This window comes from Pedobacter suwonensis (assembly GCF_007833675.1).
GTDB lineage: Bacteria > Bacteroidota > Bacteroidia > Sphingobacteriales > Sphingobacteriaceae > Pedobacter > Pedobacter suwonensis.
In genome coordinates, this window is the sequence record NZ_CP031708.1 from 1,549,881 (window position 1) to 1,574,806 (window position 24,926).

Here is a 24,926-nt window from a genome sequence, read left to right on the forward strand (position 1 = left end):
AAACCAAATAAAATCATTTAACATTTTTTTACAATCAGATTTTTATCTATAAAACGATTTCTATTTGATTATGTTTTGACCTTATATCACTCAGACTAAATATTTTACAATTGGATTAAATGGATCAGATCAATAAATTGGAGGATATTGTGACAAGATCTGTTTAACAGCAAGATTTATCCTGTTTTCTCTATCGTTATAATCATCCAAATTAAAGCCTGACCCTACCCCGTGCCACATAATTGCCTTGGTTTCCGGATTCAAAAAATCAATGATAATAGTCCCCGTTTGATATGGTTTGTTGCTGTTAAGCGGTCCGAATTGCGAATCTCTCCATTGATACGACAATGAGGCTGCATCCCATTGATAACCACCTCCGCTATAACCCCAATCTGCCCTTGCATTAATGCTGCTTAAAACTACTACATTAACCAAAAAATCCGGTCGGCCAGCTTTGCCAAACCCTTTTTTTGCCATAGTGGCTTCGATGGCATCTAACATCCTGGGCTTGTCCAGGTTGTTTAATTCCAAATGTTCAATGCCTTTTTCATAATAAGCAAAGGATTTCAACTTCGAAAAATCGATCTTTTTGTCGTAATCTGATGCCGTAAGCACAGAAATACAACCGGTAAATGCCATTACAATAGTAAACAGCATACCCCATTTAAGTGTGTGTTTCATTTTATGTTTTATTTAATAACCTATTACTAAAATACGGGTTTATTGCCGTAAAACACATCAGTCCAGCTAAATGAACGATAAAGAATATGTTACGATCATAACATCACTTTATCAGTATGATAAGTGCCAGATAGGAACATATGGCGCCAGAGGAAATCGTTGAATCATTAAGGATAAACATTCCTATTGTAAAATGTACTTCATTTAATAACCAGTGATTAGAAATTGATTTATTGATCCGAGCGTATCAGTCAATAGAATAAAGAATATATAATGCTAAAATTCTTTTATGAGTACGTTACTTAACTTAAGCTTTATCGATTAACTTTGCAGAATGTTAAAAGATGAGATTAACAAAGCTTTAGAAGTATTAAAATCGGGCGGGGTAATCCTCTATCCTACCGATACCATTTGGGGAATAGGTTGCGATGCCACCAATCCGGAAGCGGTAGATAAAGTACTGAAAATAAAAAACCGGCCGGCCGAAAAGAGCTTAATCGTCTTATTGGATATTGACAGTAAACTGCAGAGTTATGTTGCCGAAATACCCGACGTGGCGTATGATCTGATCGAATATGCAGAAAACCCACTTACCGTTGTTTTTTCGAATGCCAAAAACTTGGCTAAAAATGTAATTAATGCCGATGGCAGCGTAGGCATCAGAATTGTTAAACACGATTTTTGTACCCCATTGATCCAGCGTTTTAGAAAACCCATCGTATCTACCTCAGCAAATTTAAGCGGGCAGCCTTCGCCAAAATTCTTCGATGACATTGATCCTGAAATCATCAATGCTGTTGATTATGTAGTAGATTTTGAACAGGAAAACCGGACCAGCAAAAAGCCATCAACCATCATGAAACTTTCTCCAGGTGGACAGTTTGAGTTTATCAGGAAGTAAGCCTCAATAGTTTTTATTAATTTCGCATCATTAAGTAATTCGTCACCAGGTTATTTTTTAATAGATGCTGAAATAAATCCAATAGCCAGCTATCGGATCAGCATGACGAAATCATTTTTATGCAGCAACACCTACAACATCCAATATTTAAAACCTTATCACAAATTGCCGATAAGCACCAAACCGAAGCATATGTAATCGGTGGCTTTGTTCGCGATTTATTTTTAAATCGCCCTTCAAAAGATATTGATGTGGTTGTTGTAGGCAGCGGAATAGCCTATGCTGAAGCTGTAGGTAGAAAACTGAACACCAAGGTGGCTGTTTTTAAAAATTTCGGTACGGCAAACATCAAATTTCAGGATTTAGAAATCGAGTTTGTGGGCGCCCGGAAAGAATCTTATCGTTCTGATTCGCGCAAACCTATTGTTGAAGATGGTACTTTAGCAGACGACCAGCTCCGCAGAGATTTCACCATCAATGCTTTGGCAATTAATTTAAATGCTGATCGTTTTGGTGAATTACTGGATCCTTTTGAGGGCATTAAAGATCTCGAAAATAAGCTGATCCGTACACCACTCGACCCGGAAATAACCTTTTCTGACGATCCTTTGCGCATGATGCGGGCCATACGTTTCGCTTCACAACTTAATTTTGATATTGATCAGACTGCGCTACATGCCATAAAAACACAAAAACAGCGCATTAGTATTGTATCAAAAGAGCGGATTACGGATGAGATGAATAAAATCATTCTTTCCAAAAAGCCATCTGTAGGCTTTAAATATCTTTTCGATACCGGATTATTGCATATCATTTTCCCCCAGATGGCACAACTTCATGGCGTGGAAATTATTAAAGGAAAGGGGCATAAAGACAACTTTTATCATACACTTGAGGTATTGGATAACATATGCGCGGATACGGATGATTTATGGCTACGTTGGGCGGCTATTTTACATGATATTGCCAAACCGGCTACCAAACGTTTTGAAGAAGGCCACGGCTGGACATTCCACGGCCATGAAGACAGGGGTGCGCGCATGGTTCCGAAAATTTTCGCACAGCTGAAACTTCCTTTAAACGAAAAGATGAAGTATGTGCAAAAACTGGTGCAACTTCATTTACGCCCAATTGTGCTTGCACAGGAAACGGTTACAGATTCTGCTGTAAGGCGATTGCTTTTTGATGCCGGAGAAGAAATTGAAAGTCTGATGTTGCTCTGCAATGCCGATGTGACCACCAAAAACGAATATAAGAAAACAAAATACCGAAACAACTTTGAACTGGTAAAGCAAAAGCTCAGGGATGTTGAAGAACGTGATAAAATCAGAAACTGGCAACCACCAATTACCGGCAACGACATCATGGAAACTTTTGGCCTTGATGCAGGCAAAGAAGTCGGCCTGATTAAAAACGCCATTCGTGAGGCCATATTGGAAGGTGAGATTACAAATGATTATCAGGAAGCGTTTAATTTTATGCTTAATCAGGCAAAACAAATGGGATTATATCCTGTTAATAAATAATTTGATTGCCGTAACAATCTAAATACGGTGTCTTTTAAGACGCTCCATGCTTGCGGCAGTTATAAATTAACTTTATTTTTACGATTCCAAAATAAAATAATGGCTATTTATAAATTTAGAATTACTTTCGAAGATTTTGATGATGTTGTGAGAGAGATCGACATTAAATCAAACCAAACATTTGAAGATCTGCATAAAGCTATCCACAGATCGACAGGTTATAATGCCGAAAAGCCTTCATCTTTTTATGTAAGTACCGATAATTGGCTAAAAGGCGATGAAATTGCCTATTTACCAAACGAACGAAAAAAAGACCGTGTAGTTTTAATGGAAAATTCCAAATTGAGCGGTTTCATTGAAGATCCACATCAAAAGTTTTACTATATCTATAATTTCGACCGCCCCTACGATTTCCACGTAGAGCTTGTAAAAATCATACTTGACGCCGATCCGAATATCGAATATCCATTTTTAGCCAAAAGCGTTGGTGAAGCACCAAAAATTATGGAGCAGAATAGTCCGCAGGCTGTTGATCCCCGGGAGCTGCTGCGACTGCAGGTGAATTTGATTTCTTAAACGAAATGAACTTTGTACCTGAAGATACCGACGAATTAGAAGCCATGGGCGATATGGGTATTAACGAGGAAGAACGGGAAGAAGATGAAGAGAGTGAAGACGACGAATTTGGAGATGAATTTTCTGATGACGATCAGTTCGAAGATGATAGCCATAAAGATGACTATTAATTAGCAACAAAATAATAAATGCAAAAAGCTGCCAAATATTTAAATTTGGCAGCTTTTATTTTATACCAATCTTCATGCCTCAAGCCCCGAAAACAAAAACTTTAATATCCGTAGTTGGCCCTACTGCCATAGGCAAAACGGCTTTGGCTATTCAACTGGCTCAACATTTCGGCACAGAAATTATCTCTGCAGATTCGCGGCAGTTTTTTAGGGAAATGGCAATAGGAACCGCAAAACCCAGTGCAGCTGAATTAGCAGCGGCAAAGCATCATTTTATTGATTCACATTCAGTATCGCAATTATTCAGTACCGGCGATTTTGAAGTTGAAGGGCTAAAGAAGCTGGATGAAATTTTCAGGAAACATGATGTAGCGATTATGGTTGGAGGCTCAGGGTTATATGTAAATGCATTGATAAATGGTTTAGATGACATGCCCGATATCGATTTATCGATCAGGGAAAAATTAAATAAACAATTCGAAGAAGAAGGTTTAAGTGTTATCCAAAATCAACTGGCCGAAGTGGATCCTGAATACTTTGCCAAAGTAGATCAGCAAAATCCACAAAGAATGATCAGAGGTTTGGAAGTATATTTATCAACAGGTCAAAAGCTTTCTTCAATGCTTTCGGCAACCAAAAAGGAAAGACCGTTTAGTATCATCAAGATTGGATTAAATACCGATCGCGCTTTTCTTTATGATCGGATTAACAGAAGAGTTGATCAGATGATGGCTGATGGCTTAGTAGAGGAAGTAAAATTGCTCATCCCATTTAGAAAATACAATGCTTTAAATACGGTAGGTTATAGTGAGCTGTTCGATTACCTGGACGGCAAAATTGCCCTTGAGGATGCCGTTGCTGCCATTAAACAAAATACCCGGCGCTTTGCCAAACGCCAGCTTACCTGGTTTAGAAGAGACGAAGAAGTGACTTGGTTTGAACCTGACCAAAGTAAACAAATTATCGACTTTGCAGAGAATAAAATAACCCTGTAAATAAAAAGGGGAGCATACAAAACTATGCTCCCCTTTTTTTAAACTTAAACCTTACTTTGTGTCAGGAAATTTTACTCCTCTGTATTGTGTAACATCAACCGTCGGAATAGTAGAGCCATATTTTGCATTAATGGCATCGATAAATACATTCGCAATTACTGCATTTCCACGAGGGGTTAAATGAATTCCATCTAAAGAGAAAGCACCACCTGAAATAAAAGCAGCATTGATACCAATACCTTGTACTACTACACCAGCTTTTACCTGATTAAAATAAGCATAGGTATCTGCTATAGCTAAACCTTTGCTTGTTGCGATAGATTTTATGCTGCTGTTATAGCTGTTTACATAATCTTTTACCTTAATTACCTCATCTTTATCCAATACCCAGTTGTTTGCGATAGGATTTAACGGGTGTAAACCATAAGGAATAGTACCCTGACCAAATAAACCAGCCGATTGAAAGGGTAAACGAATTAAATCTTCATCCGTTGCTACCCTTACCGCGCCAGTACCCGTTTGAATAAATACGGCCTGAGCAGCAGGATTAGAAGCCTTTGCTGCAGCGAGCAGCAGAGAAGGCTTAACAGTATTGAAGTAAGGAATAGCTGTTACATCAGGAATAGTGGCTACTATTCCTTTCTGACCACCAGCGGTTAAGGCATTTAATAAATTAGCATATAATGATGAAAAGGTTACTTTATCTGTTAATACGGTGGTCGGATCACCAGCAACGGTTACCGCACCATTTAAAGCATAACCCAATACATCGTTATTTCCCAACCAGATAGAGAAAAAGGTATGGTTTCTCCCCTGGATATATTGAAAATAATTGGTTTTACCAACTTGGGCATCCGTTAATAAACGCTCAAAAAAAGGATTTGCAGCGCTAAAAGTAAGTGTTGGATCGAAAGATAAATCGACACGCATGCCGGGAATACCTAAATTTTGGATTTCACCACTGTACTTATCCAAATGCTTTGCAGCATCCCTTATTGCTAATTTATCTGTTACAGGAGTTAAAGTTGGGGTTCCATTTACCAAAGCTGTTAAAGAGATATAACCCGAGCCATTTAAACGATCTTCATTGAAAAATGGAGAAGTAAAAGCTCCTCCCCCTACTGAAGACATCTTCGCTGCAATTAAGTTTGGATAGGCTACTTTTTGTCCTTCAAGGTACAATCCACCATCAGCATAACCTGATGTTAAAGAGTTACCAACAGCAATGTATTTGCTGAAATTCGCTTGTCCTGCCGTCGTGCCCGCAGGTGTTTCAATCTCAGGTTTGCAGGCTGCTGTGAAAAGAATGGCAGCAGCAATGAAACTATTTAATATATATTTTTTCATCTTAAATTCTCCTACCATTTATAAGTTAATGAAATACCTGGCGCATAAACCAATGTTTTAAAAGTACCATCCAGGCCTGTTTCTATGTTCTTTTGCTTACGTGATTTAACATCTTCAAAAAAGAACGATGCATTAACTTCGAAATGGCTGGTAGGTGTATAACCTAAACCAGCACTTAAAATATAACGATCAGCATCTGGTGCTTCAGGTGTTACATAGCCATCCTGTACAGGTGAAAGCGCATAACCAACACCAGCTCGTAAAGCTAATTTTTCTGATGCCTGGTGATTAATACCCAGTTTGAAAGAAGAACCATCCCGATAATTACGAGCCGATTTGGTATCCGCAAGTGCTGGAGTATTGGTCGCATAATCAAATGATAAATCCTGATAAATATGCCATTGCACCCAACTGGCATCAAATGCCAATGTAGTACTTTGTGATAATGGAATGCCTATACCCAGGCTTGTGGTTGACGGTAAAGGTAATTCCGCATTGAATGTATTTCCTGCTGGGAACGAAGACCTTAATGAACCTGGCACATCAAATTCAGCAGTACCATTATCTAATTTCGTAACTACTTTTGATTTGTGAACAAGCGCAAATGAAATATTGCTTAGGGTCTTAATATATAAACCTGCATTCCAACCATAACCTTTTCCGGTTCCCTCTAAAGTAGCATGTCCGGAGCGCCCATCAGGAAAATTTACCGGAAGCGCTCTTTGAAGATTCACATCACCATGATTATACACAAAACCTGCACCAATACCAATACGGTCCGTAATCTTGATACTTAAAGTAGGTTGGAAATAAATAGCTTTTAAATTTAATGAGGTTAGTGCATATCTGCCAGACCAGTCATTTCCCCAGTCAACCAAACCTCCGAATGGCGTATAAACGCCCAAACCCAGTTTCCATTTATTTGATTTTGGACCCCAAACCGCGTAAAATTCGAATGGAGGCGCAATTTTATTTTTAACATTCTCCGTAACGTTTGAGCCTGTTTGTTGAAACGCTGATTTAAATAATAATGGGTTTACTCCTGCTGAAACTGAGTTTTTCTCTAAGAAAGATACCGCACCCGGATTATAAAATACAGAAGCTTCATCCAAAGCCAATGCAGAACCTGCACCCGCCATACCTATTTGCTTCTGACCTTGTAAATTAACCTGGAAACCCTGCCCCAAAACCCATAGTGGAGCAGAAAGTAATACGCTCAATAAAATTTTTTTCATTTATAAATGGTTATATACAAATATATACTATGCTAACATAGTAAGCAAATATTTGTGTGTAAGAATTTTGAGGGTTCTAGGCTTGGGCAGTCGGTCCACCAAAACCCATCGGAAAAGGCGGTTCTTCCTGAGTCTTAATACGTCCGTTTACGGCTTCGAATTTTTGTATATTATCTTCCAATGCTGATAATAAGCGTTTTGCGTGCTCCGGAGTTAAAATAATTCTCGACTTTACCTTTGCTTTCGGAATACCCGGCATTACGCGGATAAAATCCAATACAAATTCGGTATTAGAATGGGTAATAATAGCCAGGTTAGAAAAAATCCCTTCAGCAATCTCTTCTGATAACTCTATGTTTAATTGATTCTCGTTTTGTTGTTCTTCCATAATGATTCAAAAATAAAAAATTCCGCTGCTTAATGGCGGAATTTAGAATATAATATTAAAGAAAATCATCGAAACTTTTAACTTTTATTTTTTCAGGTAAGTTAATATTATACCTACCGTAGCTGCAATCTGACCGATCCAAAAAATAAACATCCACTTAATAATTTCAGCTTTGGCATTAGCCAGTGCTTCCTTAGTATTGCCAATATCTTCTTTTGTTGCTAAAATCTCTTTCTTGTTATCCAATTCAGGCATAACTCTATTGTGTTTATTCTTATTTACTGACTGAGTTCAATTATTTTTGTTCTTCCTAAATCGTCACCCTGAATTTATTTCAGGGTCTACTTGGTGAAAAGATGCTGAAACAAGTTCAGCATGACGATCGAATTAGGTATTGGTGCTAAAAACCTGACATCATAAATTATCACTAATACAACTAAAGTTACAAAATCTATTCCAAACAAAAAACTCCCTCAATATGGAGGGAGTTTTAAAACAAAATATCAAAAAATATTAAGCTTCTACTTCTTCTTGTTTCGAAGCTAATAATTTATCGTATTCTTCTTGTGAACCAACGATGATTCTTTCGTAACCACGTACACCAGTACCTGAAGGGATTAAGTGACCAACGATCACATTCTCTTTCAAGCCTAACATATTATCGCGTTTACCTGCAATAGCTGCCTCATTTAATACTTTCGTAGTTTCCTGGAACGAAGCCGCAGAAATGAACGATTTAGTACCTAATGATGCCCGGGTAATACCCTGTAAGATAGAACTTGCAGTTGCTGGTCTTGCATCTCTAACTGTGATCTGTCTCAAATCTTTACGTTTCAATTGAGAATTTTCGTCTCTTAATTTACGTAACGATACAATCTGACCTGGTTTGAATTCGGTTGAATCACCTGCATCTTCAACAACTTTCTTGTCGTACATGGCATCGTTTTCTTCTGAGAAGTCCCAACGGTCTACTGCATTGTTTTCCAAGAAAATAGTATCTCCAGGATCTTCGATGTGAACTTTCTGCATCATCTGGTGAACAATCACCTCGAAGTGTTTATCGTTAATTTTCACACCTTGTAAACGGTAAACCTCCTGGATACCATTTACTAAGTATTCCTGAACGGCAGCAGGCCCTTTAATAGCAAGGATATCAGCAGGAGAAATTGAACCATCTGATAATGGCATACCTGCTTTCACAAAGTCGTTATCCTGTACAAGGATGTGTTTCGACAATGGAACAAGGTATTTTTTAACTTCACCATCTTTAGATTCGATGGTAATCTCGCGGTTACCACGTTTAACACCACCTAAAGTTACCACACCATCAATCTCAGTTACTACAGCTGGGTTAGATGGGTTACGGGCTTCAAATAATTCTGTTACACGAGGTAAACCACCTGTAATATCCCTGGTTTTACCAGTTGCACGTGGGATTTTAGCAATAATCTGACCGGTTTGGATCGCTTCACCTTCATCAACTGAAACGTGCGCACCTACCGGAATGTTATAACCTTTGATAAACTCACCTTTCTTGTCAACGATTTGAATAGAAGGGTTTTTCGTTTTATCACGGGTATCAATAATTACTTTTTCTCTGTGACCAGTTTGTTCATCAGATTCCTCACGGTAAGTTACACCATCAATAATGGCATCGAATTGTGCTTTACCGGCAAATTCAGAAAGGATAACCGCGTTGTACGGATCCCATGAACAAATTTTGTCGCCTTTGGTTACTTTATCACCTTCTTTAACAAATAAGAAAGCTCCGTAAGGGATGTTGTTGGTTACGATCACGCGACCGCTTCCTGGCTCAACAATTCTAAACTCACCTGAACGACCCAATACTACCTGTACGGTACCATCTTCTGTTTGTGTATCCACAGTACGGATGTTTTCGAATTCGATTACACCATCAAACTTAGCTACGATATTTGATTCTGCAGCAATGTTTGATGCAGTACCACCCACGTGGAAAGTACGAAGTGTTAACTGTGTACCCGGCTCACCGATTGATTGTGCTGCAATTACACCAACTGCCTCACCTCTTTGAACGCGTTTACCAGATGCTAAGTTACGTCCATAACATAATGCACAAACACCACGTTTAGACTCGCAGGTTAACACCGAACGGATTTCGATCCCTTCAAGCGGCGACTCTTCAATCGCTTTAGCTACATCCTCATCAATATCCTGACCAGCAGCTACCAATAACTCGCCATTTAAAGGATTGTACACATCATGTAATGATGTACGGCCTAAAATACGCTCATATAATGGCTCAACAATATCTTCGTTATCTTTTAATGCGGTTGTGTACATACCTCTTAAAGTACCGCAATCATCATCGTTAACAATCATATCCTGTGCCACATCATGTAAACGACGGGTTAAGTAACCCGCATCCGCCGTTTTTAACGCCGTATCCGCCAAACCTTTACGTGCACCGTGAGTAGAGATAAAGTACTCTAATACCGATAAACCTTCTTTAAAGTTTGATAAGATCGGGTTTTCGATGATATCGCCACCTGAACCTGATTTTTGAGGTTTAGCCATCAAACCACGCATTCCGCAAAGCTGACGAATCTGCTCTTTAGATCCACGTGCACCAGAATCAAGCATCATGTAAACCGAGTTAAAACCTTGGTTATCTGAAGATAACTGAGTCATAACGAAAGTAGTTAACCTGTTGTTGATACGGGTCCAGATATCGATAATCTGGTTGTAACGCTCGTTGTTGGTAATGAAACCCATGTTATAGTTGTTTCTTACCTCTTCAACTTCAGCTGCTGCCTGTTCTAATAAAGTATGTTTTTCAACCGGAATGTTTACGTCTTGTAAGTTGAACGATAAACCTCCCTGGAATGCCATTTTGAAACCTAATTCTTTGATATCATCCAGGAATTGTGAAGCACGGGCCATACCAGTCATTTTCACTACTTCACCAATAATATCTCTTAAAGATTTTTTGGTTAATAACTCATTGATATAACCAACCTCTTCAGGAACCATCTGGTTGAACAATACCCTACCTACAGTAGTTTCAGTTAATTTATTAACGATAGAACCATCGGCTTGTTTAACATTTACCCTTACTTTGATAAATGCATGCAAGTCTAATTCTTTCTCGTTATAAGCAATAATAACCTCTTCTGGAGAATAGAAAGCAGAATCCTGTCCTTTAACCACTCTGGTTTCATCCGTTCTACGGCCTTTAGTAATATAATAAAGGCCTAAAACCATATCCTGTGATGGTACTGTAATCGGCGTACCGTTTGCAGGGTTTAAGATGTTGTGAGCAGCCAACATTAACACCTGGGCTTCCAAAATTGCTGCGTTACCTAATGGTAAGTGCACAGCCATCTGGTCACCGTCAAAATCGGCGTTGAATGCGGTACAAACTAATGGGTGTAACTGGATCGCTTTTCCTTCGATTAATTTTGGCTGGAAAGCCTGAATACCTAGTCTGTGTAGCGTAGGTGCACGGTTTAATAATACCGGGTGACCTTTTAATACATTTTCCAAGATATCCCAAACCAATGGATCTTTTCTATCAACGATTTTCTTAGCAGATTTAACTGTTTTTACCACACCACGCTCAATCATCTTACGGATAATGAACGGTTTGTAAAGCTCAGCAGCCATATCTTTAGGAATACCGCACTCGTGTAATTTAAGGCTAGGCCCTACAACAATTACCGAACGAGCTGAATAATCCACACGTTTACCTAATAAGTTCTGACGGAAACGACCTTGTTTACCTTTCAAAATATCAGAAAGTGATTTCAAAGCACGGTTACCTTCAGTTTTTACCGCGTTAACTTTACGTGAGTTATCGAATAACGAATCTACAGCTTCCTGTAACATCCGTTTTTCGTTACGTAAAATTACCTCTGGTGCTTTAATCTCGATCAAACGTTTTAAACGGTTGTTACGGATAATTACACGACGGTATAAATCATTTAAATCTGAAGTAGCGAAACGGCCACCTTCTAATGGAACCAAAGGACGTAATTCTGGTGGAATAACCGGAACGATTTTAACAATCATCCATTCAGGGCGATTCTCGATACGTGTATTGGCACCACGGAAAGCTTCAACAACCTGAAGACGTTTTAAAGCCTCATTTTTACGTTGTTGAGAAGTTTCGTTAGCAGCCTGGTGACGTAAGTCATAAGATAAAGTATCTAAATCAATACGTTTTAATAAATCTTCTAATGCTTCAGCACCCATTTTGGCGATGAATTTATTAGGATCTTTATCATCTAAATATTGGTTTTCTTTAGGTAATTTATCTAAGATATCTAAATATTCTTCTTCAGTTAAGAAGTCCATATAGTTGATACCTTCTTCAGCCATTAAGCCTGATTGGATAACTACGTAACGCTCGTAATAGATAATTAAATCTAATTTTTTAGTAGGTAAACCTAATAAATAACCGATTTTATTTGGTAAAGAACGGAAATACCAGATGTGCGCAACAGGAACCACCAAAGCGATGTGTCCCATACGCTCACGACGTACCTTCTTTTCTGTTACTTCAACACCACAACGATCACAAACAATCCCTTTGTAACGGATCCGTTTGTATTTACCGCAATGACATTCGTAATCTTTTACCGGACCAAAAATACGCTCACAGAACAAACCATCACGCTCAGGTTTGTAAGTACGGTAGTTAATGGTTTCTGGTTTCAACACCTCACCGCTTGAACGTTCCAAAATAATTTCCGGAGACGATAAGCTAATTGTGATGGATGTGAAATTGCTTTTTAATTTATTATCCTTTTTGTAAGACATACTTATGTAAGGTTAAAGGCGAAAGGCGTAAGGCGGAAGGCGGAGGGCGTTTGAACCCTCAACCTTCTACCTTTTAACCCTCTACCTTAATTAATCTAATGTAATATCTAAACCTAATCCGCGTAACTCATGTACCAACACGTTAAACGATTCTGGTACACCTGGCGTTGGTAGGTTTTCACCTTTAACAATGGCTTCGTAAGTTTTGGCTCTTCCGATTACATCATCCGATTTAACGGTTAAGATCTCCTGAAGAATGTTAGCTGCACCGAATGCCTCTAATGCCCAAACCTCCATCTCACCAAAACGCTGACCACCGAACTGGGCTTTACCACCCAATGGCTGTTGTGTAATTAATGAGTATGGTCCGATTGAACGGGCGTGCATCTTATCATCAACCATGTGACCTAATTTCAACATGTAGATAATACCTACAGTTGTAGTCTGATCGAAACGCTCACCTGTTAAACCATTGTACAAGTAGGTTTTTCCTGAAGCAGGAACACCCGCTTTAGCAATCCACTCTTCCACCTCATCGTGCGTAGCACCATCAAAAATCGGAGTGGCAAATTTAACACCCAATTCTTTACCGGCCCATGCCAATACGGTTTCATAGATCTGGCCAAGGTTCATACGTGAAGGTACACCCAGCGGGTTCAACACGATATCAACCGGGCTACCATCAGCTAAGAAAGGCATATCTTCATCACGTACAATACGTGCAACAATACCTTTGTTACCGTGGCGACCTGCCATTTTATCACCTACTTTTAATTTACGTTTTTTAGCCACATAAACTTTTGCCATCTGTACGATTCCTGAAGGAAGCTCATCACCTACACTGATCGCGAATTTATCGCGTTTGTAAGCACCCAGCTCTTCGTTAACACGGATACCGTAGTTGTGAAGCAACATTTTAATCAGCTCATTTTTATCATCATCAGTAGTCCACTTGTTAGGGCTAATGTGCTCGTAATTAAGCTCGGCTAAAATTTTCTGCGTAAACTTAGCACCTTTAGCAACTAACAATTCTTTGTAAATGTTGTATACACCTTGTGATGTTTTTCCATTTACGATAGCGAATAATTTGTCAACTAATTCTGCCTTTAGCTTCTCAGTGATATTATTATATGCCTTGTCTAATTTCTCAATCGCTGATTTTTCTTCAGCTTTTGTAGTTTTCTTAGCACGGCTGAATAATTTGGTATCAATTACCACACCCTGGATAGAAGGAGGAGTTTTTAAAGATGCATCTTTAACATCACCTGCTTTATCACCAAAAATTGCGCGTAGCAATTTCTCTTCCGGTGAAGGATCAGACTCTCCTTTAGGTGTAATTTTACCAATTAAAATATCGCCTTCTTTTACATCAGCACCAATACGGATAATACCGTTTTCATCAAGGTCTTTAGTAGCCTCTTCAGAAACGTTCGGGATATCAGGTGTCAATTCCTCCTCTCCACGTTTAGTATCACGTACTTCCAATTCAAACTCTTCAATATGCAATGAAGTGAAAACGTCATCACGAACAATACGCTCGTTGATTACAATCGCATCCTCAAAGTTGAAACCCTGCCATGGCATGAACGCCACTTTTAAGTTTCTTCCTAAGGCCAATTCACCATTTTCAGTAGCATAACCTTCACAAAGCACTTGTCCTTTAGTTACTTTCTGACCCTTCTTAACGATTGGTTTTAAGTTGATACAAGTATTTTGGTTTGTTTTTTTGAATTTAATTAAACGGTAAGTTTTGCTATCACCTTCAAATGAAACTAAACGATCATCTTCGTTACGCTCATATTTAATGGTAATTTCGTTGGCATCAACGTACTCTACAACACCGTCACCTTCTGCATTGATCAAAGTTCTTGAGTCACGTGCAACGCGACCTTCCAAACCTGTACCCACAATCGGTGCTTCAGGACGTAACAATGGCACGGCCTGACGTTGCATGTTTGATCCCATCAACGCCCTGTTCGCATCATCATGTTCCAGGAAGGGAATTAACGAAGCAGCAATTGAAGTAATCTGGTTAGGTGCAACGTCCATTAAGTCTAATTTCTCAGGCTCAATAATCGGGAAGTCACCCTCGTAACGGGCTTTAACACGTGGTGTAGTAAAGTTACCATTATCATCATACTCTGCATTAGCCTGTGCAATGGTTTTACCATCTTCATCTTCTGCAGATAAATAAATAACGTCTGAATCTACAACTACTTTACCATCTTCAACACGTTTGTATGGTGTTTCAATGAAACCTAAATTATTGATTTTTGCATGCACACAAAGTGATGAAATCAAACCAATATTCGGTCCCTCTGGTGTTTCAATCGTACATAAACGACCATAGTGGGTATAGTGAACGTCACGTACCTCGAAACCCGCACGCTCACGTGATAAACCACCTGGACCTAAAGCCGATAAACGGCGTTTGTGCGTAATCTCTGCCAATGGATTGGTTTGATCCATGAACTGAGATAACTGATTGGTACCAAAGAAAGAGTTGATTACTGATGATAACGTACGTGCATTAATCAAATCAGTTGGTGTAAACACCTCGTTATCGCGAATGTTCATACGCTCACGGATGGTTCTGGCCATACGGGCTAAACCCACACCAAATTGTGCGTACAACTGCTCACCTACCGTACGTACACGACGGTTAGATAAGTGATCGATATCATCCACCTCTTCTTTAGAGTTGATCAACTTGATCAGGTATTTTACAATCGCAATGATATCTGCTTTTGTTAATACTTTAACCTCATCAGGGGTATTCATCTTCAATTTACGGTTAATGCGGTAACGACCAACATCTCCTAAATCGTAACGTTTATCTGAAAAGAATAAACGATCAATGATACCGCGGGCTGTTTCCTCATCAGGTGGTTCTGCGTTACGCAAAGCACGATAGATGTTTTCTACAGCCTCTTTTTCTGAATTTGAGGTATCCTTTTGTAAGGTATTATATATAATGGTATAATCAGCCTGACTTGCGCCATCTTCTTTTGATAAGATGATGCTTTTTACGCCAGCTTCGATAACCATATCAATGTGTTCGTCTTCTAAAACGGTTTCTCTTTCGAGAATCACTTCATTACGGTCGATAGAAACTACCTCACCAGTATCTTCATCAACAAAATCTTCTACCCATTTTTTCAATACCCTTGCCGCCAGTTTACGACCGATGTATTTCTTTAAACCTGATTTACTAACTTTTACTTCGTCAGCAAGATCAAAAAGTTCCAAGATATCTTTATCAGAATCGTAACCGATAGCACGTAATAAAGTGGTAACCGGGAATTTTTTCTTACGATCGATATAAGCATACATCACGTTATTAACGTCTGTTGCGAACTCGATCCATGAACCTTTGAAAGGGATTACACGTGCAGAGTACAATTTGGTTCCGTTAGTGTGACGGCTTTGGCCGAAGAACACGCCCGGAGAACGGTGTAATTGCGAAACGATAACACGTTCTGCACCGTTGATTACAAATGTACCTTTTGGTGTCATATACGGGATTGTACCTAAGTACACATCCTGGATAATGGTTTCAAAATCTTCATGTTCTACATCATTACAAGAAAGCTTAAGCTTTGCTTTTAATGGAACATTGTAGGTTAATCCACGCTCAATACACTCGTGTATATCGTAACGTGGCGGATCAACAAAATAATCAAGAAACTCTAATACGAAGATATTTCTTGAATCTGTTATTGGAAAGTTTTCAGCAAACACTTTGAACAAACCTTCGCTAGAGCGATCGTCTGATGTGGTATCTATCTGGAAAAATTCTCTGAATGATTGCAATTGCACATCCAGAAAATCCGGATAGTCTATAATGTGCTTACTTGTTGCAAAATTTACTCTTTGTTCGACTGTCTTTGCCAATGGACTAAAAGATTTTAGTTTAAGAATAAACTATTTGTTTGGTTCGAATTTCAAACAGGCTCATTAACCAAACAAAATGAGGTGTTTATAAACAGGTAAAGACACCGACATTTTCAGTCGGTGTCTAATACATTTTTAGCTTAGCTAAGTTAAGTGATTACTTAATCTCAACTACTGCTCCAGCTTCTTCTAATTGTTTTTTAAGAGCTTCTGCTTCGTCTTTAGCAACACCAGCTTTTAATTCTTTTGGTGCACCGTCTACTAAGTCTTTAGCTTCTTTCAAACCTAAACCAGTTAAGTCTTTAACAAGTTTTACAACTGCTAATTTCTGACCACCAGCTTCTTTTAAGATTACATCAAAAGATGTTTTTTCTGCAGCAGCAGCAGGTGCATCACCACCAGCAGCAGGACCAGCAACTACAGCAGCAGCTGCAGGCTCAATACCATACTCATCTTTTAAGATTTGAGCTAATTCATTAACTTCTTTAACTGTTAAGTTTACCAATTGCTCAGCAAACGCTTTTAAATCTGCCATTTTATTAAGATTTTAAAAATTTACGTAAAAATAATTGTGTTTAATTTGCGAACTTAAGGTGTCCGTTAACCTTCTCTTTCCTGAAGAGTTTTAACAATTCCTGCAATTTTGCTACCGCCTGATTGAAGCGCAGATAGAACATTTTTAGCTGGTGATTGTAATAATCCAACGATATCTCCGATAAGCTCTTCTCTTGATTTCAAGCTTACTAAGTTATTCAATTGGTCATCGCCAACATATACTGATGAATCTATGAACGCTGCTTTAAGCACTGGTTTATCAGATGTTTTTCTCAAAGCTTTAATCAACTTAGCCGGAGCATTAGCTGTTTTTGAGAATAATAATGATGATGAACCTTTAAGCGCTTCGTATATCTCAGAAGCATCGCCATCTAAACCTTCAATCGCTTTACGGATTAAAGAATTTTTAGCAACCTTCATCACGATATCGCCTTCAAAACATTTGCGACGGATGTTATTGATCTGCTCAACAGAAAGGCTGGAAGTATCAGCAATATAAAAATTGCCAAATTCCTGCATTTGTCCTTGTAGTTCTAAAACTACTTCGTTTTTTTCTTCTCTGTTCATGATTAGATCCCCGCTACTGATTTTGTTTCAATTGCAATCCCAGGACTCATTGTTGAAGACACGTGAATGCTCTTAAAATAAGTTCCTTTTGCAGCAGATGGTTTTAATTTAGAAATTACTTGAATAATCTCAAGTGCGTTCTCATAAATTTTGTCTGCTGGGAATGATACTTTTCCTATCGAGGCGTGTATGATACCCGTTTTGTCTACTTTAAAATCAATTTTACCTGCTTTAACCTCTGTTACAGCTTTACCAACTTCGTTAGTTACTGTTCCTGATTTTGGGTTAGGCATTAAGTTCCTTGGACCTAAAACACGGCCCAATTTACCTACCTTAGCCATACAAGCTGGTGTAGTGATAATAATGTCTACATCGGTCCAACCACCTTCAATTTTAGCTACATACTCGTCTAAACCTACGAAGTCTGCGCCAGCTGCTTTTGCTTCTTCTTCCTTATCAGGAGTTACCAAAGCTAAAACACGTACAGTTTTACCTGTTCCGTGTGGTAAAGTAGCAATACCACGTACCATTTGATTGGCTTTACGCGGATCTACACCTAAAGATACATCAATATCAACTGAAGCATCGAATTTAGTAGTAGTGATTTCTTTTACCAAAGCAGCAGCATCCTTCAAAGTATAAGCTTTACCAGCTTCTATTTTAGCATGTGCCTTTTTTTGATTTTTAGTTAATTTCGCCACTGTTGTAAACTGTTTTTTAATTAATTGTTCCAGGGTGCGTCACCAGAAACGGTGATTCCCATACTGCGTGCTGTTCCAGCAACCATACTCATTGCTGATTCGATTGTAAATGCATTTAAATCAGGCATTTTATCCTCAGCAATAACTTTAATCTGGTCCCAGGTCACCGACCCAACTTTTTTACGGTTAGGCTCAGCAGAACCACTCTGTAATTTAGTAGCATCTTTTAACTGAATAGCTACCGGAGGGGTTTTGATGATGAAATCGAATGACTTATCAGCATAAACAGTAATTACAACTGGCAATACTTTACCTGCTTTATCTTGGGTACGAGCGTTGTACTGTTTGCAAAACTCCATAATGTTCACCCCTTTAGCACCTAATGCAGGTCCTACTGGTGGCGATGGATTTGCCGCTCCGCCTTTGATCTGTAATTTGATCATTGCACTGACTTCTTTTGCCATTTTGTGTTTTTTGTTTATTTAAAACTCAATGTTAAATATTGGAAGCATGTAACATTTAATTCCTTAGAGTTCCTATAAAACTTAAAGGACTGCAAAGATATGGATTAACTTACAGTAAAACAATAGTATTAATAAATTAATTTATTGTAGTTTTTATTCAGAACCAGTATCTGAGTTCGATTATTATATGTTTAACGAACAAATACTAAAATTTATTACTTATTACAACATAACCTCAGCAAATTCATGATCATAAAAAAAGCCCCGGTAATCCGGAGCTTTTAATGTTTAATATTTTTATTATTCTTTTTCTACCTGCATGTAGTTAAGTTCCAGTGGTGTTTTACGACCGAAGATTTTAACCATTACTTTTAGTTTTTTCTTCTCTTCGTTTACCTCTTCAATAATACCGGAGAAACCATTGAAAGGTCCGTCCATTACTTTGATGCCTTCGCCAACGTAGTAAGGAACATTCATCGTTTCGCCCTGCTCGCTCATCTCATCAACCACACCTAAAATACGGTTAACTTCTGCCTGGCGCATTGGGATTGGATTACCGGCTTTATCGCCTAAGAAACCAATTACACTGTTTATCCCTTTAATGATATGTTCTAATTCTCCATCCAATGTCGCTTCGATTAAAACATAACCCGGATAAAAGTTACGTTCTTTAGCAATTTTTTTACCATCTTTCATCTGGTAATATTTTTCCATCGGTATTAAAACCTGGGGAACCAAATGAGAGAAACCTAAACGGCTGATCTCAGCATCAATGTACTGTTTTACTTTCTTTTCCTTACCGCTAACCGCCCTTACAACGTACCACTTTAGATCGCTCATTAGTAAATATTAATTAGAAAGTGATTTATAAAAAGTATCTAACACAAATGTCGATCCTTTATCCATTGCAAAAATAACCAATGCAATAATTAAAGAAGCCACCAATACGAGAATTGCAGAACTTTGCAGTTCGCCCCAGGTAGGCCAGGTAACCTTTTGGGTCATTTCATCGTACGATTCTTTTATAAACTCAACTACTTTAGCCATATCAAATTATTGAATGAATGAATGAGTAAATGAGTGGATGATATTACTTGAAACGAAGCTTCAAATTCAATCATTCACTCATTCTTGTACTCAATCAATATTAAGCACGGGAACAAGGATTCGAACCCTGATCAAAGGTTTTGGAGACCTCTATTCTACCGTTGAACTATTCCCGTGTATTTAAAAGAGAGCTAGCCTTAACCAGCTCTCTTTTGTATTGTTGTAGCTTAAAATTAAGCTAAGATTTCAGTTACCTGACCAGCACCTACTGTTCTACCACCTTCACGGATAGCGAAACGTAGACCTTTTTCCATTGCAATCGCGTTAATTAATTTAACAGTGATTGTAACGTTATCACCTGGCATAACCATTTCAGTTCCTTCAGCTAGTGAGATCTCACCAGTTACGTCTGTAGTACGGAAATAGAATTGAGGACGATATTTGTTGAAGAATGGAGTGTGACGACCACCTTCAGCTTTTGATAATACATAGATCTCAGCTTTGAAATCAGTGTGAGGAGTTACTGAACCTGGTTTACAGATTACCATACCACGACGGATATCAGTTTTCTCAATACCACGTAACAATAAACCTACGTTATCACCAGCTTCACCGTAATCTAAGATTTTACGGAACATCTCGACACCAGTTACTGTAGATTTTAAGTTCTCAGCACCCATACCTAAGATCTCAACCGGATCTCCAGAGTTGATTACACCACGCTCAATACGACCAGTAGCAACAGTACCACGACCAGTGATTGAGAATACGTCTTCAACAGGCATTAAGAAAGGAAGATCAGTTAAACGTGGAGGAATTGGAATGTAGCTATCTACAGCATCCATTAATTCCATGATTTTTCCAACCCATTTAGCATCTCCGTTTAATCCACCTAGTGCAGAACCTTGGATTACAGGAATATCATCACCTGGGAATTCGTAGAATGATAATAATTCACGAACTTCCATTTCTACTAATTCTAATAATTCAGGATCATCAACCATATCCACTTTATTCATGAATACAACCAATGAAGGAACACCAACCTGACGAGCTAATAGGATGTGCTCACGAGTTTGTGGCATTGGACCATCAGTAGCAGCAACAACGATAATTGCACCGTCCATCTGAGCAGCACCAGTAACCATGTTTTTCACGTAATCCGCGTGACCTGGACAGTCAACGTGTGCATAGTGACGGTTAGCTGTTGAATACTCAACGTGAGCTGTATTGATTGTAATACCTCTTTCTTTTTCCTCTGGAGCAGAGTCAATTGAATCGAATGAACGTGCCTCAGTTAAACCAGCATCAGCTAAAACTTTTGTAATAGCCGCTGTTAAAGTTGTTTTACCGTGATCCACGTGACCGATTGTACCGATGTTTAAGTGCGGTTTACTGCGGTCAAATTTTTCTTTTGCCATTTTATTTATAACTAATTAGTAGGTTAACTTTTTATTATTTTTATTAATTGTTTTGATGCAATGCAACACAAAAAACCTTGTCTACCCTGCATATTAAACAGATTTAACAAAGCTTTATTATCCTTGAGCCAAAGATGGGACTTGAACCCACGACCTCTTCCTTACCAAGGAAGTGCTCTACCGCTGAGCTACTTCGGCTTTTTAGTTTCTAGTTTCAGCATTCAGTTTTAGCAAAACCACCAAACTGACAACCATTAACTGCTCACTTTATTTTTAGAGCGGAAGACGAGGTTCGAACTCGCGACCTATAGCTTGGAAGGCTATCGCTCTACCAACTGAGCTACTTCCGCTTTTAAAACTAGTGATTGATTGAATGAAAGAATGAGAGATTTATTCTGCCATTAAAACATTTGGTCATTCATTTAAAGTGTGGGGAGAGAAGGATTCGAACCTTCGAAGTCTTACGACAACAGAGTTACAGTCTGTCCCATTTGGCCGCTCTGGTATCTCCCCGTTTTTTACTTTAAAATGCTAACACTTTAACATAAAAAGAGCCTCCTATCGGAATCGAACCAATGACCTACTGATTACAAGTCAGTTGCTCTACCAGCTGAGCTAAGGAGGCTTTAAATTTTCTGCAATGATACGAAAAATCTTCATTTTTCATACTATTAACGTGTTTTTTTAAAACTTTTATCTTTTCACAGAACTATCCTTTTCTTCCTGGCCTAACACCGTTTCCGAAAGGGAATGCAAATATACACACTTATATTTCACTTCAAAATAATTTTGAAAAAAAATAATGAAGTTATTCAGATCAAAGCCCGTCATCTACCTGAAGAAGCTTCATAATCAATCTCTTAAAATTGAATATTTTTTTCATTTTTTTTATGGCCATTTTCAACCTTGACAAGGTTATAAACTGTAATCACAATTATTAGCGGTGAATAAAAAATAAAATTAAGCCAAATAAAGGTTAAAATTTATGCGTCGAAGACTGTTTTTCGACGGCGAGGGAACTTGGAAAATTAAATTAGATCCATAGAACTTGTATGAATAGCCTCCTGTTTCCTTAAATTATCATCACCCTAATCTGATAGCTACCCACCTCAATTCGATTAATATTGCTTTAATTTGGATTATTAGGCGCATTGCATGATGGTCGTCACCCTGAACTTGTTTCAGGGTCTTGATAGTAAGACGGTTTAACAAGAAAGATGCTGAAATAAATTCAGCATGACGATCTCATTAATACAAACATTTAGAAATAAGCATTTATATTTAGCGGATAAACGAACTTAGGTTATCTGATTTATTTCAGGGTCTATCTGGCAGAAAAGATAGTGAGACAAGTTCAGCATGACGAAAACTATAAAAACTAAACAAAAAAAGCGACGCATTAAACTGCGCCGCTCTGTTAATCATACTTAGGAGATTTACTAATAATCAGTAGCTTCAATCTCACTTAAAATTGCCTTATGCTCACTTAATTTTGCACGCGTTTTATCTTTATGTTTAGTAATCTGCTTTCTTAACGACTCGATGGCCAGATCGGTGGCTTCTTCAAATGATTTACATTGTTCCTTCGCGAAGAGGGTGCCTCCGGGTACAATGAGTTTTATCTCACTGATCTTATTCGCCTCGTCCTCTACGTTCTCTAACTTTAAATACACTTCTCCGCTAATGATCTGGTCAAAAAACTGATCAAGCTTATTTGCTTTTTTCTGTATAAAATCTAACAACTTACTATCTGCATTGAAGTGGATTGATTGAACTCCGATTTTCATTTTTCCTCCTTTTTTTATGCCTTTGGATGGGCTTGTTTATAAATTGTTTTTAATCTTTCGATCGAATTGTGGGTGTAAACCTGGGTAGCCGCTAAACTGGAATGGCCCAGGAGTTCCTTAATAGCATTTAAATCTGCGCCTGCATTTAACAGGCTGGTTGCATAGCTGTGCCGCAACACGTGGGGGCTTTTCTTTTCATTGGTTGATACATGGTTTAGGTATGAGGTAACAATGCGGTATATTAATTTCGGATATGCCGCTGCACCTGCATTGGTAACGATTAATATTAGTGAATTGTTATTAAAGTTTTGCAACTTTTTTAATTCAATATAGGTATTTACCTGATTGATAAGCTGTTTATTTATAGGCACTATTCTTTCCTTGTTCCTTTTGCCCAATACCTTTATCGTTCCTGAATAAAGATCAATATCAGTATCTTTTAACTGCAATAGTTCGGTTAAACGTATACCCGTTCCGAAAAGCAGTTCGATAACCAAATGATCGCGGACAGAAGGGAAACTTTCATCGAAATAACGCTCAGAATCCAACAGTTGGTCCATTTTCCGGGCGTCTACAAACACAGGTAGTCTTTTCGGTATTTTAGGTGCTTTAATTAAAAGGCTGGGATTTTGATCGATTTTTCCTGAGCGGTGCAAAAACTTGTAAAAACTTCTTAAAGCAGAAATTTTTCTGTTGATGGTATTTTCTGAATTTTCCTTTTCCATCAGCTCCACCAGGTAACTGCGCAGGTGAGTATGTTTTACTTCAGAAAAATCAAGTTCCAATGCTTTAACAAATTCGTCAAACTGATCTAAATCGGTTTGATAAGATGTGACAGTGTGCTGAGAATAGCGCTTCTCGTGAGTTAAATAGGTAATAAAACTTTTTAGCAACATTCAATATCTTTTATGGGGCATTGATATGAAGTTACAAATTGTTTTGATATAAAGAAATCATTAATTAATTGTTTATTGTAAAGTTTTAAATGACCCCAAAAACAAAAAAGTCTCCCGATGTTAAATCGGGAGACTCTAATATATTATATCTTAAACAACTATGCAGTTGTATCTTGATTCATATTCTGAATGTAAACAGCATGTTTAATTTCAGTACGGCGTGCAACGGATTTTTTCTCGTATGCCTGGCGGCTACGTAATTCTCTCAATACACCAGTTTTTTCAAACTTTTTCTTGAAACGTTTAAGGGCTTTATCTAATGATTCGCCGTCTTTAATGTTGATAATGATCATAACGCTGAAATACCTCCTCTCGTGGTTTTTAAATTTTCCCGTATTATCGGGGCTGCAAATGTAAGCAAAATATTGAAAATGAGAAAGATTTTATAAAAAGAAATATTATTTAAATCATTGATTAAACTAAACTATTGTTTACCTACATTTATATATACATTATACTTTATGACAACAGGTAAAAAAGTAGGCTCGATTATCGCCGTTATCGTGGTTATTATATTAATAGCAATTTGTTACTATAGGTATTTCTTTGTCTTTGGTGAAGGTGTTAAAGCAGGCGAATTAAACTATGTGGTGAAAAAAGGCTACGTTTTTAAAACCTATGAAGGCAAATTAATCCAGAGTGGCATAAAATCGCGACAAACAGGAACACTGCAGAACAACGAATTCGAATTTTCTATTGCCAACAAGGAAATTGCTGAAAAAATGATGGCCAATAGTGGCAGGTTTTTCGAATTACACTACAAAGAATACAAACACTCCCTGCCATGGCGCGGATTTAGTGTTTACGTAGTTGATAGCATTTTAACTTCGAAGGATATACCGCAATAAGCGGTTTAGGGTTTAGGGTTTAGGGTTTAGGGTTTAGGGGAAATTATTATTTTGACGTTTAGTTTTA

The 24,926-nt window shown here is 38.1% G+C and carries 23 protein-coding genes and 5 tRNA genes; 6 read left to right on the plus strand and 22 right to left on the minus strand.

What is annotated here, in order from left to right; genetic code table 11:
* Positions 1–129 precede the first annotated feature (129 nt).
* Positions 130–681, minus strand: a complete 552-nt coding sequence (locus DV942_RS06305; protein WP_145856168.1) for a DUF4136 domain-containing protein — start codon at positions 679–681, stop codon at positions 130–132.
* A gap of 334 nt (positions 682–1,015) precedes the next feature.
* Between DV942_RS06305 and DV942_RS06310 the strand changes: the two genes are divergently transcribed.
* The 5 genes from DV942_RS06310 to miaA all read left to right on the plus strand — a co-directional run bounded on the left by DV942_RS06310 (position 1,016) and on the right by miaA (position 4,849).
* On the plus strand, positions 1,016–1,582 hold the full coding sequence (locus DV942_RS06310; protein WP_145856170.1) for an L-threonylcarbamoyladenylate synthase: 567 nt from the start codon (positions 1,016–1,018) through the stop codon (positions 1,580–1,582).
* Positions 1,583–1,701: 119 nt separating this feature from the next.
* Entirely contained in the window at positions 1,702–3,108 is a 1,407-nt protein-coding gene (locus tag DV942_RS06315; protein WP_145856172.1) for a CCA tRNA nucleotidyltransferase, read from the plus strand.
* Positions 3,109–3,207: 99 nt separating this feature from the next.
* Complete coding sequence (locus tag DV942_RS06320) at positions 3,208–3,684, plus strand: plasmid pRiA4b ORF-3 family protein (RefSeq protein ID WP_145856174.1); 477 nt, start codon at positions 3,208–3,210, stop codon at positions 3,682–3,684.
* Positions 3,685–3,689: 5 nt separating this feature from the next.
* The gene (locus DV942_RS23765; protein ID WP_244950837.1) at positions 3,690–3,854 is read left to right on the plus strand and encodes a hypothetical protein; all 165 of its coding nucleotides are present in this window, start codon (positions 3,690–3,692) and stop codon (positions 3,852–3,854) included.
* A 74-nt stretch (positions 3,855–3,928) separates the two neighbouring features.
* Positions 3,929–4,849 carry a tRNA (adenosine(37)-N6)-dimethylallyltransferase MiaA gene (miaA, locus tag DV942_RS06325; RefSeq protein ID WP_145856176.1) on the plus strand — a complete coding sequence of 307 codons (921 nt, stop codon included), beginning with the start codon at positions 3,929–3,931 and terminating at the stop codon, positions 4,847–4,849.
* Between the two features lie 51 nt (positions 4,850–4,900).
* Here the strand turns inward: miaA and DV942_RS06330 are convergent, their stop codons facing one another.
* The 21 genes from DV942_RS06330 to rpsU all read right to left on the minus strand — a co-directional run bounded on the left by DV942_RS06330 (position 4,901) and on the right by rpsU (position 24,304).
* Positions 4,901–6,196: an SGNH/GDSL hydrolase family protein gene (locus DV942_RS06330; RefSeq protein ID WP_145856178.1), complete on the minus strand. Its 1,296-nt coding sequence runs from the start codon at positions 6,194–6,196 to the stop codon at positions 4,901–4,903.
* 11 nt (positions 6,197–6,207) lie between these two features.
* Positions 6,208–7,431: an OmpP1/FadL family transporter gene (locus DV942_RS06335; protein WP_145856180.1), complete on the minus strand. Its 1,224-nt coding sequence runs from the start codon at positions 7,429–7,431 to the stop codon at positions 6,208–6,210.
* Between the two features lie 76 nt (positions 7,432–7,507).
* Positions 7,508–7,819 carry a DUF3467 domain-containing protein gene (locus DV942_RS06340; protein WP_029279713.1) on the minus strand — a complete coding sequence of 104 codons (312 nt, stop codon included), beginning with the start codon at positions 7,817–7,819 and terminating at the stop codon, positions 7,508–7,510.
* 84 nt (positions 7,820–7,903) lie between these two features.
* The gene (locus DV942_RS23425; protein WP_166672316.1) at positions 7,904–8,074 is read right to left on the minus strand and encodes a hypothetical protein; all 171 of its coding nucleotides are present in this window, start codon (positions 8,072–8,074) and stop codon (positions 7,904–7,906) included.
* Between the two features lie 258 nt (positions 8,075–8,332).
* Positions 8,333–12,619 (minus strand): DNA-directed RNA polymerase subunit beta', encoded by a 4,287-nt coding sequence (rpoC, locus tag DV942_RS06345; RefSeq protein ID WP_090982783.1) that lies wholly within the window; start codon positions 12,617–12,619, stop codon positions 8,333–8,335.
* A gap of 90 nt (positions 12,620–12,709) precedes the next feature.
* A complete protein-coding gene (gene rpoB, locus DV942_RS06350; RefSeq protein ID WP_090982781.1) occupies positions 12,710–16,513 on the minus strand; it encodes a DNA-directed RNA polymerase subunit beta in 3,804 nt (1,267 codons plus the stop codon).
* 157 nt (positions 16,514–16,670) lie between these two features.
* Positions 16,671–17,048: a 50S ribosomal protein L7/L12 gene (rplL, locus tag DV942_RS06355; protein WP_010601097.1), complete on the minus strand. Its 378-nt coding sequence runs from the start codon at positions 17,046–17,048 to the stop codon at positions 16,671–16,673.
* Between the two features lie 65 nt (positions 17,049–17,113).
* Entirely contained in the window at positions 17,114–17,635 is a 522-nt protein-coding gene (gene rplJ, locus DV942_RS06360; RefSeq protein ID WP_090502367.1) for a 50S ribosomal protein L10, read from the minus strand.
* A gap of 2 nt (positions 17,636–17,637) precedes the next feature.
* Positions 17,638–18,336 carry a 50S ribosomal protein L1 gene (gene rplA, locus DV942_RS06365; RefSeq protein WP_025143259.1) on the minus strand — a complete coding sequence of 233 codons (699 nt, stop codon included), beginning with the start codon at positions 18,334–18,336 and terminating at the stop codon, positions 17,638–17,640.
* Between the two features lie 20 nt (positions 18,337–18,356).
* On the minus strand, positions 18,357–18,800 hold the full coding sequence (gene rplK, locus DV942_RS06370) for a 50S ribosomal protein L11 (RefSeq protein WP_010601094.1): 444 nt from the start codon (positions 18,798–18,800) through the stop codon (positions 18,357–18,359).
* A gap of 300 nt (positions 18,801–19,100) precedes the next feature.
* A complete protein-coding gene (nusG, locus tag DV942_RS06375; RefSeq protein ID WP_025143263.1) occupies positions 19,101–19,640 on the minus strand; it encodes a transcription termination/antitermination protein NusG in 540 nt (179 codons plus the stop codon).
* A gap of 9 nt (positions 19,641–19,649) precedes the next feature.
* The gene (gene secE, locus DV942_RS06380; RefSeq protein ID WP_029279332.1) at positions 19,650–19,847 is read right to left on the minus strand and encodes a preprotein translocase subunit SecE; all 198 of its coding nucleotides are present in this window, start codon (positions 19,845–19,847) and stop codon (positions 19,650–19,652) included.
* A gap of 105 nt (positions 19,848–19,952) precedes the next feature.
* Positions 19,953–20,023: transfer RNA gene (locus DV942_RS06385), tRNA-Trp, on the minus strand.
* A gap of 57 nt (positions 20,024–20,080) precedes the next feature.
* A complete protein-coding gene (gene tuf, locus DV942_RS06390) occupies positions 20,081–21,268 on the minus strand; it encodes an elongation factor Tu (protein ID WP_010601091.1) in 1,188 nt (395 codons plus the stop codon).
* Positions 21,269–21,394: 126 nt separating this feature from the next.
* Positions 21,395–21,466 (minus strand) — tRNA-Thr (locus DV942_RS06395).
* 79 nt (positions 21,467–21,545) lie between these two features.
* Positions 21,546–21,618 (minus strand) — tRNA-Gly (locus tag DV942_RS06400).
* Between the two features lie 80 nt (positions 21,619–21,698).
* Positions 21,699–21,781 (minus strand) — tRNA-Tyr (locus tag DV942_RS06405).
* Positions 21,782–21,820: 39 nt separating this feature from the next.
* A tRNA-Thr gene (locus DV942_RS06410) sits at positions 21,821–21,893 on the minus strand.
* 814 nt (positions 21,894–22,707) lie between these two features.
* Positions 22,708–23,055, minus strand: a complete 348-nt coding sequence (gene hpf / locus DV942_RS06415; RefSeq protein ID WP_090982779.1) for a ribosome hibernation-promoting factor, HPF/YfiA family — start codon at positions 23,053–23,055, stop codon at positions 22,708–22,710.
* Between the two features lie 14 nt (positions 23,056–23,069).
* Positions 23,070–23,951, minus strand: a complete 882-nt coding sequence (locus DV942_RS06420) for a tyrosine-type recombinase/integrase (RefSeq protein WP_145856183.1) — start codon at positions 23,949–23,951, stop codon at positions 23,070–23,072.
* Between the two features lie 158 nt (positions 23,952–24,109).
* Complete coding sequence (gene rpsU, locus DV942_RS06425) at positions 24,110–24,304, minus strand: 30S ribosomal protein S21 (RefSeq protein WP_086549247.1); 195 nt, start codon at positions 24,302–24,304, stop codon at positions 24,110–24,112.
* Between the two features lie 168 nt (positions 24,305–24,472).
* Here rpsU and DV942_RS06430 point away from each other — a divergent pair, with 168 nt between their 5' ends.
* Positions 24,473–24,859 (plus strand): hypothetical protein, encoded by a 387-nt coding sequence (locus DV942_RS06430; RefSeq protein ID WP_145856185.1) that lies wholly within the window; start codon positions 24,473–24,475, stop codon positions 24,857–24,859.
* The last annotated feature ends 67 nt before the right edge of the window (positions 24,860–24,926 follow it).

Bases quoted from the DNA above. Each gene is read 5' to 3' on its own strand.
- DV942_RS06305 (WP_145856168.1), bottom strand. From the start codon at position 681: ATGAAACACACACTTAAATGGGGTATGCTGTTTACTATTGTAATGGCA.
- DV942_RS06310 (WP_145856170.1), top strand. From the start codon at position 1,016: ATGTTAAAAGATGAGATTAACAAAGCTTTAGAAGTATTAAAATCGGGC.
- DV942_RS06315 (WP_145856172.1), top strand. From the start codon at position 1,702: ATGCAGCAACACCTACAACATCCAATATTTAAAACCTTATCACAAATT.
- DV942_RS06320 (WP_145856174.1), top strand. From the start codon at position 3,208: ATGGCTATTTATAAATTTAGAATTACTTTCGAAGATTTTGATGATGTT.
- DV942_RS23765 (WP_244950837.1), top strand. From the start codon at position 3,690: ATGAACTTTGTACCTGAAGATACCGACGAATTAGAAGCCATGGGCGAT.
- miaA (WP_145856176.1), top strand. From the start codon at position 3,929: ATGCCTCAAGCCCCGAAAACAAAAACTTTAATATCCGTAGTTGGCCCT.
- DV942_RS06330 (WP_145856178.1), bottom strand. From the start codon at position 6,196: ATGAAAAAATATATATTAAATAGTTTCATTGCTGCTGCCATTCTTTTC.
- DV942_RS06335 (WP_145856180.1), bottom strand. From the start codon at position 7,431: ATGAAAAAAATTTTATTGAGCGTATTACTTTCTGCTCCACTATGGGTT.
- DV942_RS06340 (WP_029279713.1), bottom strand. From the start codon at position 7,819: ATGGAAGAACAACAAAACGAGAATCAATTAAACATAGAGTTATCAGAA.
- DV942_RS23425 (WP_166672316.1), bottom strand. From the start codon at position 8,074: ATGCCTGAATTGGATAACAAGAAAGAGATTTTAGCAACAAAAGAAGAT.
- rpoC (WP_090982783.1), bottom strand. From the start codon at position 12,619: ATGTCTTACAAAAAGGATAATAAATTAAAAAGCAATTTCACATCCATC.
- rplL (WP_010601097.1), bottom strand. From the start codon at position 17,048: ATGGCAGATTTAAAAGCGTTTGCTGAGCAATTGGTAAACTTAACAGTT.
- rplJ (WP_090502367.1), bottom strand. From the start codon at position 17,635: ATGAACAGAGAAGAAAAAAACGAAGTAGTTTTAGAACTACAAGGACAA.
- rplK (WP_010601094.1), bottom strand. From the start codon at position 18,800: ATGGCAAAAGAAGTCAGTGCAATGATCAAATTACAGATCAAAGGCGGA.
- nusG (WP_025143263.1), bottom strand. From the start codon at position 19,640: ATGAGCGATCTAAAGTGGTACGTTGTAAGGGCGGTTAGCGGTAAGGAA.
- secE (WP_029279332.1), bottom strand. From the start codon at position 19,847: ATGGCTAAAGTAGTTGAGTTTATAAAAGAATCGTACGATGAAATGACC.
- tuf (WP_010601091.1), bottom strand. From the start codon at position 21,268: ATGGCAAAAGAAAAATTTGACCGCAGTAAACCGCACTTAAACATCGGT.
- hpf (WP_090982779.1), bottom strand. From the start codon at position 23,055: ATGAAAATCGGAGTTCAATCAATCCACTTCAATGCAGATAGTAAGTTG.
- DV942_RS06420 (WP_145856183.1), bottom strand. From the start codon at position 23,951: ATGTTGCTAAAAAGTTTTATTACCTATTTAACTCACGAGAAGCGCTAT.
- rpsU (WP_086549247.1), bottom strand. From the start codon at position 24,304: ATGATCATTATCAACATTAAAGACGGCGAATCATTAGATAAAGCCCTT.
- DV942_RS06430 (WP_145856185.1), top strand. From the start codon at position 24,473: ATGACAACAGGTAAAAAAGTAGGCTCGATTATCGCCGTTATCGTGGTT.